Consider the following 14,560-nt stretch of genomic DNA (forward strand, 5'->3'; position numbering starts at 1 on the left):
CTCACTTGTCGGCCTTCCGCGGATCGAGCGCATCGCGCAGCGCGTCGCCCATGAAGGTCAGCAGCATGAGGGTGATGACCAGGACGCCGAAGGTGGAGAGCGAGATCCACCAGGCGTCGATGCTCGACTTGCCCTGGTTGAGCAATTCGCCCAGCGACGGCGTGCCCGGCGGCACGCCGAGGCCGAGAAAGTCGAGCGAGGTGAGCGCCAGGATCGCCGCGCTCATGCGGAACGGCAGGAAGGTGACGACGGGCACCATGCTGTTGGGCAGGATGTGGCGCCACATGATCTGCAGGTTGCTCACGCCCAGGGCGCGGGCGGCGCGCACGTAGTCCATCTGGCGGTTGCGCAGGAACTCGGCGCGCACGTAGTCGGACAGGGCCATCCAGCCGAACAGGCTCAAGAGGATCAAGAGCAGCGTCACGCTCGGCTTGAAGATGGCGCTGAAGATGATCAACAGGTAGAGCTCGGGCATCGAGCCCCAGATCTCGATGAAGCGCTGGAACGCCAGGTCGATCCGGCCCGCGAAGTAGCCCTGCACCGCGCCGGCCGCCACGCCCAGCACCGTGCCGATGACCGTGAGCGCAAGGGCGAACAGCACGCTCACGCGAAAGCCGTAGATCAGCTGGGCCAGCAGGTCGCGGCCGCGGTCGTCGGTGCCGAGCCAGTTGTCGGCCGAGGGAGCGGCCGGGCTCGGCGCCTTGGCGAAATAGTTGAGCGTCTTGGCGCCGTAGGTGTTGGGCGCGAAGACTGCCCAGTTGTCGCCCGCGGTGATCCGCTCGCGGATGAAGGGGTCGAGGTAGTCGGCCGGCGTCTCGAAGTCGCCGCCGAAGGTCTTCTCGGAGTAGTCGCGCAGCACGGGGAAATAGGTTTGCCCCTGGTAGCGCACGACGAGCGGCTTGTCGGTGGACAGCACCTCGGCAAAGAGGCTCAGCACCACCATCAGCGTGAAGACCACCAGGCTCCAGTAACCAAGCCGGTTGCGCTTGAAGCGCATCCAGGCGCGGCGGCCGGGCGAGATGTGCGGGGCCGTCTCAGTCGAATTTGACACGCGGATCCACCCAGACGTAGCAGAGATCGGAGATCAGCTTGGTCACCAGCCCGATCAGCGTAAAGATGTAGAGGGTGCCCAGCACTACGGGGTAATCGCGCCGGATCACGCTTTCGTAGCCCAGCAGGCCTAAGCCGTCGAGCGAGAACAGCGTCTCGATGAGCAGCGACCCCGCGAAGAACGAGCCGATGAAAGCCGCCGGCAGCCCGGTGATGATCGGAATGAGCGCATTGCGGAACACATGCTTCCAGAGCACCTGCCGCTCGCCCAGCCCCTTGGCGCGCGCGGTCAGCACGTACTGCTTGCGGATTTCCTCGAGGAACGAGTTCTTGGTCAGCATCGCCGTCACCGCGAAGCTGCCGAGCACCATGGCCGTGACCGGCAAGGTGATGTGCCAGAGGTAGTCGACGATGCGGGCGCCCCAGCTCAGTTCGTCCCAGTTCGAGGAGGTCAGCCCGCGCAGCGGAAACCACTGCAACTGCCCGCCGAAGATCACCAGCAGCGCCACGCCCAGCACGAAACCCGGAATGGCGTAGCCGATCAGCACGATCAGCGTGGTGACGAGGTCGAAGCGCGAACCGGCGCGCACCGCCTTGGCCACGCCCAACGGCACCGCCACGCCATAGCTGATGAAGAAGGTCCAGAGGCCCAGGCTGATCGACACGGGCAGCTTCTCCAGGATCAGCGTCCACACGTCCTTGTTCTGGAAGAAGCTCTTGCCCAGATCAAAACGCGCGAACTGCCCGAGCATCTGCCAGAGGCGCTCGTGCGGTGGTTTGTCGAAACCGTAGAGCGCCTTGATCTGCGCCAGGCGCTTGGGGTCCACCCCCTGGTTGCCCCGGTAGGAGCCGCCGCCCGATTCGAACCCGCCGCCTCCGCCGCCGACGCCCGCGGTCTTCGCCTCGGCCAGGTACTGCTCCACCGGGCCTCCGGGCACGAACTGCACCACCGCGAACGTGACCAGCAGCACGCCCAGCAGCGTTGGAATGAACAGCAGCAGCCGCTTGAGGACATAGGAGAGCATCGACGGGTTCCTTCTCTTCTATGTTCTAGGGCTTGGGCGGCCTGGCCCACCAGGTGCCCATGATCCAGCCCTCGGCGGCGGCATACGGCGGCATCGGCGCCTTGAACGCCAGGCGCCAGTCGTCGTACACGACGCGGTGCGAGCTCAGCGTCCACTGGGGAATCAGGTAGTGGCTGTGCATGATGACGCGGTCCAGGGCCCGGCAGGCGGGCAGCAGTTCGGCTTTGGTGTCGGCATCGACGATGTCCTTGAGCAAGGCATCGACTGCTGGCGTCGATACGCCCATGTAGTTGCCCGAGCTCTCCGTCTTGGCCGCCTTGCTGCCGAAGATTTCGAGCAGCTGCTGGCCCGGGTTGTTGGTGCCGGGGAAATTGATGGTGGTGATGTCGAATTCGAACCGATCGAGCCGCTCCTGGTAGAGCGCGAAATCGACGGACGAGAAATTGAGCGCGATGCCCAGCTTCTCGAGATTGCGCACCCACGGCGACACGGTGCGCACGCCGCCTTCCCTGCTGTCCAGGTACTCCAGCGTCATGGCCTCGCCCTTGGCGTTGCGCAGCGCGCCGTCGCGGTATTCCCAGCCGGCTTCCTTGAGCAGTTCGCGCGCGCGGCGCAGGTTGTTGCGCAGCGACTGGTCCGCGCCCTCGGTCGTGGGCGGCGTGTACATCGGGCCGAAGCTCGCGTCGGGAATCTTGCCGCGCCAGCGTTCGAGCAGGGCTTTTTCTTCTGGAGAAGGCAGGCCTTGCGCTTCGCAGTCGGTGTTGCCGAACAGGTCCTTCACGCGTGGATAGCCGCCGTAGAACATCTGGCGGTTCATCCACTCGTAGTCCAGCGCCAGCCCGAGCGCCTCGCGCACGCGCGGGTCCTTGAGCTTGTCCCGCCGGCTGTTGAGCACGTAGCTCTGGAAGCCCGCGGGCTTCTTGTGCTGGAACTCGTGCTTGATGAGTTCGCCGGTGTCGAAGCGCTTGCCGGTCACCCGCCGCGCCCAGTCGCCGGCCGAGTAGAAGCTCATCATGTCGAACTCGCCGGCCTTCAGCGCCTCCAGGCGCGCCGTGTTGTCCTTGTAGATCTTGACGGTGATGCGGTCGAAGTTGTAGCTGCCGCGGTTCACCGCGAGGTTGCGGCCCCAGTAGCCGGGGTCGCGCACGTAGGTGATGTCTTTGCCGAAGCGCACCGGCCCGATCCTGTAGGCGCCGCTGCCGATGGGGACGTCCATCACCACCTGGTCGAAGGGCTTGGCCTTGCCGTTCTCCACGCCCCAGTCGCGGCTGAAGACCGGCAGGCTGCCCACGGTGAGCGGCAGTTCGCGGTTCGGCGTCTTGAAGCGAAAGCGGATGGTGCGCGCGTCGAGTACGTCGGCGCCCTCGACCTCCTGCAGCAGCGTCTTGTAGCCCGGCGCGGTGAAGGGGCCGATCAACGTGTCGTAGCTGTGCTTCACATCGGCCGCCTCGACCGGCTTGCCGTTGTGGAACTTCGCCTCGGGCCGCAGGCGAAAGGTCACGCTGCGGCGGTCGGGCGCGACCGCGATGTCCTCGGCCAGCAATCCGTAGCCCGAGGCGGTTTCGTCCATCGAACCGGCCAGCAGCGTCTCGAAGATGAGGCTGTCCAGGTAGGCCGGCGCCGTGCCCTTGATGGTGAACGGGTTGTACTTGTCGAAGGTGGAAACGCGCAGGTTGCTCACCAGGCGCAGCTCGCCCCCCTTGGGCGCGTCGGGGTTGACGTAGTCGAAGGCGGTGAAGCCGGGGGCGTACTTCAGGTCGTCCCAGAGTGCATAGCCATGCGCCGCCCACGCGGGAGCCGCACACACCAACAACCACCAGACCCGAAGAAACCGCATGCGAGAATTCTGCCCAAGATTTTCACGAGGCAATTTCATGAGCTTTCTTTCCGGCAAAAAACTGTTGATCACCGGCGTGTTGAGCAATCGCTCGATCGCTTACGGCATCGCCAAGGCGTGCCACGAACAAGGTGCGGAGCTCGCCTTCAGTTATGTCGGCGAACGATTCAAGGACCGTATCACCGAATATGCCGCAGACTTCGGCTCGAACCTGATTTTTGATTGCGACGTGGGCGACGACGCCCAGATCGACAAGCTCTTCGCCGACCTCGCCCAGACCTGGCCGAAGTTCGACGGCTTCGTGCACAGCATCGGCTTCGCCCCGCGCGAAGCCATCGCCGGCGACTTCCTCGATGGCCTCTCGCGCGAAGGCTTCCGGATCGCACACGACATCAGCGCCTACAGCTTCCCGGCGATGGCCAAGGCGGCCCTGCCCTACCTGAACGACAAGTCGGCCCTGCTCACGCTGACCTACCTGGGCGCCGAGCGGGCGCTGCCCAACTACAACACCATGGGCCTGGCCAAGGCCTCGCTCGAAGCCTCGGTGCGCTACACCGCGTCGTCGCTGGGGCCCAAGGGCATGCGCGTGAACGGCATCAGCGCCGGCCCCATCAAGACGCTGGCCGCGAGCGGCATCAAGGGCTTCGGCAAGATGCTGGCCGCCGTGGCCGACGCCTCGCCGATCCGCCGCAACGTGACGATCGAGGAAGTGGGCAACGTCGCCGCCTTCCTGCTGAGCGACCTGGCCAGCGGCGTGACGGCCGAGATCACCTACGTGGACGGCGGCTTCAGCAACGTCGTCGGGGGCATGGCGGAGTAAGCCTGCCTTCTGTCCGAAGGACAGCGGCGATCGTCGAACGATCGCTGGTCGCTACCCATTGAATGGCATCGTGCTGAATCGACGTTCCCTCCTGCTCGCGGCTCTGGGCGCGGCCCTGGCCGCCCCGGCGCTCGCGCGCAATGCCGCGCCTTCGCTGATGCTGGCCGACGTCTACCGCCCCGGCATGTCGCTGGCCGACTACTGGGTCAGCGAAAAATACGACGGCGTGCGTGGCTACTGGGACGGCAAGCAGCTCTGGACGCGCGGCGGCGAGCCCGTCGCGGCGCCCGCCTGGTTCATCGCGTCGCTGCCCAGGCAACCGCTCGACGGCGAGTTGTGGGCCGGCCGCGGCCGCTTTGCGCACGCGGTGTCCACCGTGCGCAGCCAGACACCGAACGACGTCGCCTGGCGCGAGATGCGCTTCATGGTGTTCGACATGCCGGCCCAGCCTGGCGACTTCACGACGCGCCTGGCAGCCTTGCGCCGGCTGCTGCCGATCACCGATGCGCCGTGGGTCACCCTCGTGCCGCAGGAGCGCGCCACCACCGAGGCCGAGCTGCAGGCCCTGCTCGACAAGACGGTGAAGATGGGCGGCGAAGGCCTGGTGCTGCACCGCGGCGGCTCGCTCTACCGGGGCGAGCGCAACCACGACCTGCTCAAGTTCAAGCCCTACGACGATGCCGAGGCCCGCGTGGTCGGCCACGTGACCGGCAAGGGCCGCAACAGCGCGCGGCTCGGCGCGCTGATCGTCGAGACGCCCGAAGGCAAGCGCTTTCGCATCGGCAGCGGCCTGACCGATGCCGACCGCGAGCACCCGCCCGCCATCGGCAGCTGGGTCACCTACCGCTTCAACGGCACGAATGCCAGCGGCCTGCCCCGGTTCGCGCGCTTCATGCGGGTGCGCGAAGACGCCCCGCACTCCTGAACGACATCAGCCGGCCCTGCGCACGCAGTCGGCGTAGTAGCGCTTCTTGCCCGTCTCGTCGACGCGCGCCACGAGGCCGTGGATGTCGGTCTCGAAGCCCGGGCACTGCAGGTTGAATTCGCGCGAGAACTTCAGGTAGTCGACGATCTTCTTGTTGAACACTTCGCCCGGAATCAGGAGCGGAATGCCCGGCGGGTACGGCGTGATCAGGCTGGTCGTGATGCGGCCTTCGAGCTCGTCGATCTCCACGCGCTCGGTCTTGCGGTGCGCGATGTGCGCGAAGGCGTCGCTCGGCTTCATGGCCGGCGTGAGGTCGCTCAGGTACATCTCGGTGGTCAGGCGCGCCACGTCGTAGCGGGCGTAGAGCTGGTGGATGTGCTGGCACAGGTCGCGCAGGCCCAGGCGCTCGTAGCCCGGGTGCTGCTGGCAGAACTCGGGAAGGATTCGCCACATCGGCTGGTTGCGCGCGTAGTCGTCCTTGAACTGCTGCAGCGCCGTGAGCAGCGTGTTCCAGCGGCCCTTGGTGATGCCGATGGTGAACATGATGAAGAAGCTGTACAGGCCCGTCTTCTCCACGATCACGCCGTGCTCGGCGAGGAACTTGGTCACCACGCTCGCGGGAATGCCGGTCTCGGCGAAGTTGCCTTCCAGGTCGAGGCCGGGCGTCACGATGGTCGACTTGATCGGGTCGAGCATGTTGAAGCCGTCGGCCAGGTCGCCGAAGCCGTGCCAGTTGCGCGGCGTGTTCTTGTTCTTGCCGCGCTTGGAGGTCTGGCCTTCCTTCTCGCCCTTCATGATCCAGTCGTCGGCGCGGCCGATGCCTTCGTCGACGAGCTTCTCGGGGCCCCAGACCTTGAACCACCACTCGTCCTTGCCGAACTCTTCTTCGACCTTGCGCATGGCGCGGCGGAAGTCGAGCGCCTCCAGGATGCTTTCCTCCACCAGCGCGGTGCCGCCGGGCGGCTCCATCATGGCGGCGGCCACGTCGCAGCTGGCGATGATCGCGTACTGCGGGCTGGTGGACGAGTGCATCAGGTAGGCCTCGTTGAAGAGGTCGCGGTCGAGCGCGCGGTTCTGCGAGTCCTGCACGAGCACGTGGCTGGCCTGGCTGATGCCGGCCAGCAGCTTGTGGGTGGACTGCGTGGCGAACACCAGCGAATCCTTGGGCCGCACGCGGCGCTTGCCCATCGCGTGGTAGGCGCCGTAGAACGGGTGGAAGGCGGCGTGCGGCAGCCAGGCCTCGTCGAAGTGCAGCGTGTCGACGTAGCCGTCGAGCATGTTCTTGATGGTCTCGGTGTTGTAGATCACGCCGTCGTAGGTCGACTGGGTGAGCGTCATCACGCGCGGCTTGACCTTCTCGTGGTCCACGTCCGCCAAGAGCGGATTGGCCTTGATCTTGGCCTTGATGGCGCTCTGCTCGAACTCGCTCTTGGGGATCGGGCCGATGATGCCGAAGTGATTGCGCGTGGGCTTCATGAACACGGGAATCGCGCCGGTCATGATGATCGCGTGCAGGATCGACTTGTGGCAGTTGCGGTCCACCACCACCACGTCGTCAGGGGCCACCGTGTGGTGCCACACCATCTTGTTGCTGGTGCTGGTGCCGTTGGTCACGAAGAAGCAATGGTCGGCATTGAAGATGCGCGCGGCATTGCGTTCGCTGGCCGCCACCGGGCCGGTGTGGTCGAGCAGTTGGCCCAGCTCTTCCACCGCGTTGCAGACGTCGGCGCGCAGCATGTTCTCGCCGAAGAACTGGTGGAACATGCGGCCCACCGGGCTCTTGAGAAACGCCACGCCGCCCGAGTGGCCGGGGCAATGCCAGGAGTACGAGCCGTCTTCCGCGTAATCGATCAGCGCCCTGAAGAACGGCGGCTGCACGCCTTCCAGATAGCTCTTGGCCTCGCGGATGATGTGGCGCGCCACGAACTCCGGCGTGTCCTCGAACATGTGGATGAAGCCGTGCAGTTCCCGCAGGATGTCGTTGGGGATGTGGCGCGCGGTCTTGGTCTCGCCGTAGATGTAGATGGGCACATCCGCGTTCTTGCGCCGCACCTCGCCGATGAAGGTGCGCAGGTTCAGCACAGCCGGATCGAGGTCGGGGCCAACGGTGAACTCCTCGTCGTCGATCGACAGGATGAAGGCGCTGGCGCGGCTTTGCTGCTGCGCGAACTGGCTCAGGTCGCCGTAGCTGGTGACGCCCAGCACCTCGAAGCCCTCGCTTTCGAAGGCCTGCGCGAGCGCGCGAATGCCGAGGCCCGAGGTGTTTTCGGAGCGGAAGTCCTCGTCGATGATGACGATGGGAAAGCGGAATTTCATGAGCGGGGCTCCGGACAGGCAATGAGGCGCGAAGTGTACGGAATTCAGATGAAGGATTTGGTCAGCCTCGTGCAAGACATTCGGGCGATGGCGGCATGAGGCACGCCCCTGGCGCCAGTACCCCTACGTGGGGCAAGCGCTTGGCGCCGTATGCCTCAGAATGGCGCGCATCGAACAAGCAAAAAAGAGGAGTTGTCATGGCGAATTCCACCATCTGGTGGCTGATCGCGGGCGCAGCCATCGTGGTCGAGCTGCTCTCGGGCACGGTGTACCTGCTGCTGCTGGCGGCCGGCTTCGCGGCCGCGGCAATCGCAGCGCACCTGGGCTTCGGCACCATCACCCAATTGATCGTCGCGGCCGTGATCGGCGTGGGTGCCGTGCTGGTCTGGTACTCGATCCAGCGCAAGCGTCCGCGGGCCGCGGCCGCCGGCACCAACCGTGACGTGAACCTGGACATCGGTGAGAGCGTGCATGTCGATGCATGGAACGCCGACGGCACCGCCACCGTGCGCTATCGCGGCGCCCAATGGACCGTCGTGCAGCGCGCGGGCCATGCGCCCTCCACGGGCGAGCACCGCGTGGTCGAGGTGGTCGGCAGCCGCCTCGTCGTCGACAAGATCTAGTCAACAGAGAACAGAGCTTAGAAAAGGAAGAGCACCATGGAATTCTCGGTCCCCCTCATCATCCTGGTCATTGCGATCATCTTCATCAGCCAGTCGGTCAAGTTCGTGCCGCAGCAGAACGCCTGGGTGCGCGAGCGCCTGGGCAAGTACCACGGCACCATGACGCCAGGGCCCAATTTCCTGATCCCGTTCATCGACCGGGTGGCCTACAAGCACAGCCTGAAGGAAATCCCGCTCGACGTGCCGAGCCAGATCTGCATCACGCGCGACAACACGCAGCTGCAGGTCGACGGCATCCTCTACTTCCAGGTGACCGACCCGATGCGCGCGAGCTACGGCTCGTCGAACTACATCGTGGCGGTGACGCAGCTGGCGCAAACGTCGCTGCGCAGCGTGATCGGCAAGCTCGAGCTCGACAAGACCTTCGAGGAACGCGACGTCATCAACGCCCAGGTGGTGGCCGCGATCGACGAGGCTGCGCTCAACTGGGGTGTGAAGGTGTTGCGCTACGAAATCAAGGACCTGACGCCGCCCAAGGAAATCCTCTTGGCCATGCAAGCGCAGATCACCGCCGAGCGCGGCAAGCGCGCGCTGATCGCGGCCTCGGAAGGCCGCCGGCAAGAGCAGATCAACATCGCCACCGGCGAGCGCGAGGCCTTCATCGCCCGCTCCGAAGGCGAGAAGCAGGCGCAGATCAACAATGCCCAGGGCGAAGCCGCCGCCATCACGGCCGTGGCCACCGCGACGGCGGACGCCATCGAGCGCGTGGCGGCCGCCATCCAGCAGCCGGGCGGCGAACAGGCCGTGCAGCTGAAGGTGGCCGAGCGCGCGGTCGATGCTTACGGCAAGGTCGCGGCCGATTCCAAGACCACGCTGATCGTGCCGAGCAACATGAGCGAGACCGCCGCGCTCATCGCCTCGGCGATGCGCATGGTTCAGGCCGGCAAGCCGTCGAATCCGAGTTGAGCGACTGCTATAATCGAGGGCTCAGGAGCGGTGGATGAGCGGTTTAAGTCGCACGCCTGGAAAGCGTGTGAGGGTTAATAGCCCTCCGCGGGTTCGAATCCCGCCTGCTCCGCCAGAGATTGATTGTTCGTAACCGTTCACGAACATGCAGAGAGACAGCAAGAAGCCCAAGTCGCCACAAGCACTTGGGCTTTTTTGTCGTCCAGGGTGTCATATGACACGTTGCTTCACTGCAACTGGGGTCAAGGCTGCGGACGCATTCGTCTGGCGGTACGATCCAAAGGTTTTACTTTTTCAAAGCCGGCAAGAGCCGCAAAAGGAGCCTCGATGGCTGGACAGACCCAAACCGCGCCGCGTGGCAAGACCTCCCTGGACAAGACGCTCCAAAAGAGCGAAGAAGTCGCCGCCGATGTGCAACGGGCGTCGGACAACCTCGCCGTGGTGAGCACGGTGCTCGAGCAGGAACTGCCCGACGAGATCCAGGTCGGCGAAGTGGCGCAGGCCATCGAGCACACCAGCCAGCTCGAAGAGAAGCTGGCCAGGTCGGCGGAAAAACTGGCCGAGGTGAACGCAGCGCTGAGCGAGGAAATCGAGAAGCGCATCGAGGCGACGGCGGAGCGCGACGAGAGCCAGGCGCTGGCCGAGAAGCTCAAGGCCAAGATCCGCGCCAACGGCTCGGACTGAACGGGCGACAGAACAACGTTCCCTCGGTCCGTCTCCCTTCTCCTACGCTGCGACCGCGTTCGGCACGCTACGCTATTGGTTCTCAAAGCGAAACCAAGGCATGTCCCTCATCACGTTCCTCGTCGAGGACAACAAGACCATCAGAGACAACCTGGTCCCGGCACTGGAGGATCTGGTCAATGGACATGTGGTCGGATTTGCCGAAACGGAGTCGGATGCGCTGGCGTGGCTGGCGGCCCACCCGAATGACTGGCAACTGTTGATCGTCGACCTGTTCCTCAAGGAAGGCTCCGGCCTGGGCGTGCTGGCCGGCTGCAAGGCCCGCTCGGCGGGCCAGCGCGTCGTGGTGCTGAGCAACTACGTGACCGTGGACATCCGGGCCCGCTGCCAGGCGCTGGGGGCCGACGCGGTGTTCGACAAGTCGCGCGACCTCGATGCCTTCATCGAGTACTGCAACACCGACCGCCCCTCGGGCCTCGCCGCACTCTGATGAAGTCGTGGTCGCGCTCGCGGCGCACCATGAAAAAAGGGCCCGAAGGCCCTTTTCTTTTTTAGCCGGCAAGCCGCGCAAATTTGCGCGACTGCCAATGCGCTTCAGCGCACCACGGCGATCTGCGTGCGCACGCCACCCTTGTACGTGAACAAGGTCAGCGCGCCGTTCTTGATGTCGCCCTTTTCGTCGAAGGCGATCGGGCCGGTCACGCCCTTGTATTGCAGCTTGCCGATTTCAGGCAGGTACTTTTCCGGCTCCGACGAACCGGCCTTGACCATGGCTTCGGCCAGCACGTTGACCGCGTCATAGACGTACGGTGCATAGATCTGCACTTCGACGCCGTTCTTGGTCTTGAAGCGGGCCTTGAAGTCTTCCAGCGGCTGCTTGAAGTCGCCGTCGACACCGCCGGCTTCGGCGCACACCACCATGTCTTCGCCGATGGCATCGCCAGCCAGCTTCGGCAGTTCGCCGGTGCACAGGCCGTCGCCGCCCATGAACTTGACGTTCAGGCCGAGTTGCTTGACCTGCTTGAGCATCGGGCCGCCAACGGCGTCCATGCCGCCGAAGAACAGGACGTCGGGCTTGGCAGCCTTGAGCTTGGTCAGGATGGCGTTGAAGTCGGTCGACTTGTCGGTGGTGAATTCGTGGCCCACGATGGTGCCGCCGGCGGCCTTGGCGGCCTTCTCGAATTCTTCGGCAACGCCTTGGCCGTAGGCCGTGCGGTCGTCGATCACGGCAATGTTCTTGCCCTTGAGCGTGTCGACGGCGTACTTGCCGAGCGTGCCGCCCAGTTGCGTGTCGTCAGCCACCACGCGGAACGTGGTCTTGAAGCCCTGGCGCGTGTACTTGGGGTTGGTTGCCGAAGGCGAGACCTGCGGAATGCCGGCGTCGCTGTAGAGCTTGGAGGCGGGAATGGTGGTGCCCGAATTCAGGTGGCCGACCACGCCGTTGACCTTTTCGTCGACCAGCTTCTGCGCAACGGCCGTGCCTTGCTTCGGATCGCCGGCATCGTCTTCAGGCACCAGCACGAACTTGGCAACCTTGTCGCCGATCTTGAGGCCCTTTGCATTCAGGTCTTCGATGGCCATCTTGGCGCCGAACTCGTTGTCCTTGCCGAGGTGGGCAATGGGACCGCTGGTCGGGCCGACGTGACCGATCTTCACGACCAGTGCATCGGCAGGAGGTGCTGCGGGTGCGGGGGCAGCCGCCGTGGGCGCCGGCGTTGCAGCGGGTGCAGCAGCTTCTTCTTTCTTGCCGCAAGCCACCAGCGTGAGTGCAGCCAGTGCGACCGCAGTCCATTTCAATTGCATGGGAAACCTCCAGAACTTGGATGAAAACAATAAAAAACCGGTCGTGTGATCCGGGCGCGCAGACCTCGCAAGTTTCGCGCCGCAGACCAGCGGCACCCTCACGCCATTCCGACCTGCGGCGCAGTTTAGCCGAGGATTTATGCGCCGGAAGCTGGCGTAGACCCTGTGTTTTCGGAGAGTTCGGCGGCCATCGATTCGATCACCAGCGCGCGCAGAACGGCCTCGATTTCACCGCGCAGCCGCGGCACCATGTCGTCCAGTTGCTGCTGCACCGCGGCGGACACCGCATCGCTCAATCGCTCTTCCAGAGACAGGTCCACGCGCTGCAGCACGCGATGCAGAAGCTGCTCTTCGAGGCTCACGATTTCGGCCTGCGTGAGCTGCGCCGCGGGCGGCAATGCGACCGCGCTGGCCGCATCGGGTTGTGGCGCCGGCGCGTCGGCCGGCTCGGCGCTCGCGGGCTCCGCCGGGATCTCCAGCACCGTGGTCAGCGTGGGAACGAACCGGGGCGGCGTGCGCAGCGTGCTGGCCATCAGGAGGCGCTCCTTGCGAAGTCGTGCGGCTGGATCGTGTAGCCGCGGTCGGCGTAGTGGCGCCAGCGCGAGCGGCCGACCTGCCGGTCGTTGGCCTCGTCGCTCACGATGTCGATCAGGCGCTCGAAGCGCTCGAAACCGGCGGGCACTTCGAGGCCCAGGTTCACCAGCATCTCGCGGTGCGGCAGCGATGCCGCGTCGGCGCCTTCGGAAGAAAGAATCACCGGCGAGCGGGCCACCACGTGGGCCTGCGCGTCGCTCCTGCAATGCGCGACGAAGTCGACAGGCGACAGCTGCCAGAGCGCGGCGCCCACCGCGTCGAGCGCCTGTGCGTCGCCGACCACCACCACCCGCAGGCCGCGTGCATTCACGGCCTTGCGAACGAGCCGGCAAGCGTAGTTCAGCTTGTCGGGCGCGTTGAAGTGAAAGCCGATTTCCGTCACTTGGAGGACCGGGCCTTCCGGGGCGGCGCCGCCTTCGGTTCGGCCTTGGCCTTGGGCTTGGCTTGAGGTGAAGCCGAAGCAGTCTTGTCTGCCGCGCGTGTCGTCAGGTAGGACACCAGAAGCCCCACCGGCCGCCCCGTCGACCCCTTGGCCGCCCCGCTCTTCCATGCGGTGCCCGCGATGTCCAGGTGCGCCCATGCGTAGTCGGCGGCAAAGCGCTGCAGGAACTTGGCCGCGACAACCGCGCCACCGGCACGTCCGCCGATGTTGGCCACGTCGGCGAAGTTGCTCTTGAGGCCTTCGGCGTACTCGTCGTCCAGAGGCAGGCGCCAGCAGCGGTCCTGCGATTGCTCGCCCGCCGCCTGCAGGGCCGTGGCCAGCGTCTCGTCGCTTGCGAAGAGGCCGCTGCGCACGCCGCCCAGCGCGATCACGCAGGCGCCCGTGAGCGTGGCGATGTCGATCACCGCGGCCGGCTCGAAGCGCTTGGCATAGGTCAGCGCATCGCACAGGATGAGCCGGCCTTCGGCGTCGGTGTTGAGCACCTCGATGGTCTGCCCGCTCATGCTGGTGACCACGTCGCCGGGCTTGACGGCCTTGCCGTCGTTCATGTTCTCGCACGAGGGAACGAGGCCGACCACGTTGATCGCCGGCTGGATCTCGCCCAGCGCGCGGAAGGTGCCCAGCACGCTCGCGGCGCCGCACATGTCGAACTTCATCTCGTCCATCTCGGCCGCGGGCTTGAGCGAAACGCCGCCCGTGTCGAAGGTGATGCCCTTGCCGACCAGCACCACGGGCGCCTGGTCCTTAGGCGCGCCCTGGTAGCGCAGCACGATGAAGCGCAGCGGCTCGGCCGAGCCCTGTGCCACCGCGGCGAAGGAGCCCATGCCCAGCTTCTCGACTTCTTTCGGCCCGAGCACTTCGCACTTGATGTTGGGAAGCTTGGCCAGCCCCTTGGCGGCTTCGGCCAGCAGCGTGGGTGTCGCGTAATTGGCGGGGCGGTTACCCCACTCCTTGGCCAGCTCGATGCCCAGCACGGTGGCGCGGGCTTCGTCGAAGGCCTGGCTCGCACCGGTTGCGTCTGCAACGCCGAGCGTCAGGTGGCGGATGCTGCGCGCCTCGGCCTTCGGCTTGGTGGTGGTGTAGACATAGCTGGCATCGGCCGCGGCGGTGACCGCGCAGGCCACGGCAGCGCCATCGGCCGGCTGGGCGAACACGATGACGGCCCGCTTGGGCCGATGGGCCTTGGCGGCATTGACCGCCGCGATCACCCCGCTGCGCACCGACGCGGGCTTGCCGTCGCCGATGGCCGCGAGCACCACGCGGGAGGCCACGACGTCGTCGGGGCGGTAGAGTGCCAGGAGCTTGCCGGCCTTGTCGGGCAGGTCGCCGGCCTTGCGGGCGCTGGCGGCCAGCACGGAAAGCGCGTCCTTGGAGGTGATGGGAGCGCTGCCGACGAGCACGATGAGGACATCGGATTTTTCGGCTGCGGCCTGGGCGACGGTGAGGGGCTTGAGTTGAAAGTCCATAATCCTTTT

14 protein-coding genes and 1 tRNA gene are annotated in these 14,560 nt (G+C 65.6%); 7 read left to right on the forward strand and 8 right to left on the reverse strand.

Annotated elements, in window-relative coordinates:
- Position 1: 1 nt before the first annotated feature.
- The 3 genes from JC881_RS01890 to JC881_RS01900 are packed head-to-tail and all read right to left on the reverse strand — an operon-like array spanning position 2 to position 3,912.
- Positions 2 to 1,051, reverse strand: a complete 1,050-nt coding sequence (locus JC881_RS01890) for an ABC transporter permease (RefSeq protein WP_198784020.1) — start codon at positions 1,049 to 1,051, stop codon at positions 2 to 4.
- Positions 1,035 to 2,075 (reverse strand): microcin C ABC transporter permease YejB, encoded by a 1,041-nt coding sequence (locus JC881_RS01895; protein WP_198784021.1) that lies wholly within the window; start codon positions 2,073 to 2,075, stop codon positions 1,035 to 1,037. The genes JC881_RS01890 and JC881_RS01895 overlap by 17 nt, the downstream gene beginning before the upstream one ends.
- Before the next feature lie 25 nt (positions 2,076 to 2,100).
- Positions 2,101 to 3,912 (reverse strand): extracellular solute-binding protein, encoded by a 1,812-nt coding sequence (locus tag JC881_RS01900; protein WP_198784022.1) that lies wholly within the window; start codon positions 3,910 to 3,912, stop codon positions 2,101 to 2,103.
- A 37-nt stretch (positions 3,913 to 3,949) separates the two neighbouring features.
- Between JC881_RS01900 and fabI the strand changes: the two genes are divergently transcribed.
- The gene (gene fabI, locus JC881_RS01905; RefSeq protein WP_198784023.1) at positions 3,950 to 4,732 is read left to right on the forward strand and encodes an enoyl-ACP reductase FabI; all 783 of its coding nucleotides are present in this window, start codon (positions 3,950 to 3,952) and stop codon (positions 4,730 to 4,732) included.
- Between the two features lie 70 nt (positions 4,733 to 4,802).
- A complete protein-coding gene (locus JC881_RS01910) occupies positions 4,803 to 5,657 on the forward strand; it encodes a DNA ligase (protein ID WP_198784024.1) in 855 nt (284 codons plus the stop codon).
- A gap of 6 nt (positions 5,658 to 5,663) precedes the next feature.
- Here the strand turns inward: JC881_RS01910 and JC881_RS01915 are convergent, their stop codons facing one another.
- The gene (locus JC881_RS01915) at positions 5,664 to 7,973 is read right to left on the reverse strand and encodes an Orn/Lys/Arg decarboxylase N-terminal domain-containing protein (protein ID WP_198784025.1); all 2,310 of its coding nucleotides are present in this window, start codon (positions 7,971 to 7,973) and stop codon (positions 5,664 to 5,666) included.
- A gap of 197 nt (positions 7,974 to 8,170) precedes the next feature.
- On the opposite strand from JC881_RS01915, the gene JC881_RS01920 reads away from it, so the two are divergent.
- The 5 genes from JC881_RS01920 (at position 8,171) to JC881_RS01940 (ending at position 10,736) form a co-directional block, all read left to right on the forward strand.
- On the forward strand, positions 8,171 to 8,596 hold the full coding sequence (locus tag JC881_RS01920) for an NfeD family protein (protein WP_198784026.1): 426 nt from the start codon (positions 8,171 to 8,173) through the stop codon (positions 8,594 to 8,596).
- 36 nt (positions 8,597 to 8,632) lie between these two features.
- Positions 8,633 to 9,562: an SPFH domain-containing protein gene (locus tag JC881_RS01925; protein ID WP_042579791.1), complete on the forward strand. Its 930-nt coding sequence runs from the start codon at positions 8,633 to 8,635 to the stop codon at positions 9,560 to 9,562.
- Positions 9,563 to 9,586: 24 nt separating this feature from the next.
- A tRNA-Ser gene (locus JC881_RS01930) sits at positions 9,587 to 9,677 on the forward strand.
- Positions 9,678 to 9,889: 212 nt separating this feature from the next.
- Positions 9,890 to 10,246: a hypothetical protein gene (locus JC881_RS01935; protein ID WP_198784027.1), complete on the forward strand. Its 357-nt coding sequence runs from the start codon at positions 9,890 to 9,892 to the stop codon at positions 10,244 to 10,246.
- A gap of 100 nt (positions 10,247 to 10,346) precedes the next feature.
- A complete protein-coding gene (locus JC881_RS01940) occupies positions 10,347 to 10,736 on the forward strand; it encodes a response regulator (RefSeq protein ID WP_198784028.1) in 390 nt (129 codons plus the stop codon).
- Between the two features lie 104 nt (positions 10,737 to 10,840).
- Here JC881_RS01940 and JC881_RS01945 read toward each other — a convergent pair whose 3' ends face one another.
- From JC881_RS01945 to JC881_RS01960, 4 genes are all read right to left on the reverse strand, one after another.
- Complete coding sequence (locus JC881_RS01945; RefSeq protein ID WP_198784029.1) at positions 10,841 to 12,049, reverse strand: branched-chain amino acid ABC transporter substrate-binding protein; 1,209 nt, start codon at positions 12,047 to 12,049, stop codon at positions 10,841 to 10,843.
- Positions 12,050 to 12,186: 137 nt separating this feature from the next.
- Entirely contained in the window at positions 12,187 to 12,582 is a 396-nt protein-coding gene (locus JC881_RS01950) for a hypothetical protein (protein ID WP_198784030.1), read from the reverse strand.
- Complete coding sequence (locus tag JC881_RS01955; RefSeq protein ID WP_198784031.1) at positions 12,582 to 13,025, reverse strand: DNA polymerase III subunit chi; 444 nt, start codon at positions 13,023 to 13,025, stop codon at positions 12,582 to 12,584. The genes JC881_RS01950 and JC881_RS01955 overlap by 1 nt, the downstream gene beginning before the upstream one ends.
- Positions 13,022 to 14,551 (reverse strand): leucyl aminopeptidase, encoded by a 1,530-nt coding sequence (locus JC881_RS01960; protein WP_198784032.1) that lies wholly within the window; start codon positions 14,549 to 14,551, stop codon positions 13,022 to 13,024. The genes JC881_RS01955 and JC881_RS01960 overlap by 4 nt, the downstream gene beginning before the upstream one ends.
- Positions 14,552 to 14,560 lie beyond the last annotated feature (9 nt).

Origin of the sequence: Variovorax sp. IB41 (assembly GCF_016405905.1) — a bacterium.
Taxonomy (GTDB): domain Bacteria; phylum Pseudomonadota; class Gammaproteobacteria; order Burkholderiales; family Burkholderiaceae_C; genus Variovorax.

Excerpts from the sequence above, each read along its gene's own strand:
- JC881_RS01895 (WP_198784021.1), bottom strand. The coding sequence starts at position 2,075 with ATGCTCTCCTATGTCCTCAAGCGGCTGCTGCTGTTCATTCCAACGCTG.
- JC881_RS01900 (WP_198784022.1), bottom strand. The coding sequence starts at position 3,912 with ATGCGGTTTCTTCGGGTCTGGTGGTTGTTGGTGTGTGCGGCTCCCGCG.
- fabI (WP_198784023.1), top strand. The coding sequence starts at position 3,950 with ATGAGCTTTCTTTCCGGCAAAAAACTGTTGATCACCGGCGTGTTGAGC.
- JC881_RS01915 (WP_198784025.1), bottom strand. The coding sequence starts at position 7,973 with ATGAAATTCCGCTTTCCCATCGTCATCATCGACGAGGACTTCCGCTCC.
- JC881_RS01920 (WP_198784026.1), top strand. The coding sequence starts at position 8,171 with ATGGCGAATTCCACCATCTGGTGGCTGATCGCGGGCGCAGCCATCGTG.
- JC881_RS01925 (WP_042579791.1), top strand. The coding sequence starts at position 8,633 with ATGGAATTCTCGGTCCCCCTCATCATCCTGGTCATTGCGATCATCTTC.
- JC881_RS01935 (WP_198784027.1), top strand. The coding sequence starts at position 9,890 with ATGGCTGGACAGACCCAAACCGCGCCGCGTGGCAAGACCTCCCTGGAC.
- JC881_RS01940 (WP_198784028.1), top strand. The coding sequence starts at position 10,347 with ATGTCCCTCATCACGTTCCTCGTCGAGGACAACAAGACCATCAGAGAC.
- JC881_RS01945 (WP_198784029.1), bottom strand. The coding sequence starts at position 12,049 with ATGCAATTGAAATGGACTGCGGTCGCACTGGCTGCACTCACGCTGGTG.
- JC881_RS01950 (WP_198784030.1), bottom strand. The coding sequence starts at position 12,582 with ATGGCCAGCACGCTGCGCACGCCGCCCCGGTTCGTTCCCACGCTGACC.
- JC881_RS01960 (WP_198784032.1), bottom strand. The coding sequence starts at position 14,551 with ATGGACTTTCAACTCAAGCCCCTCACCGTCGCCCAGGCCGCAGCCGAA.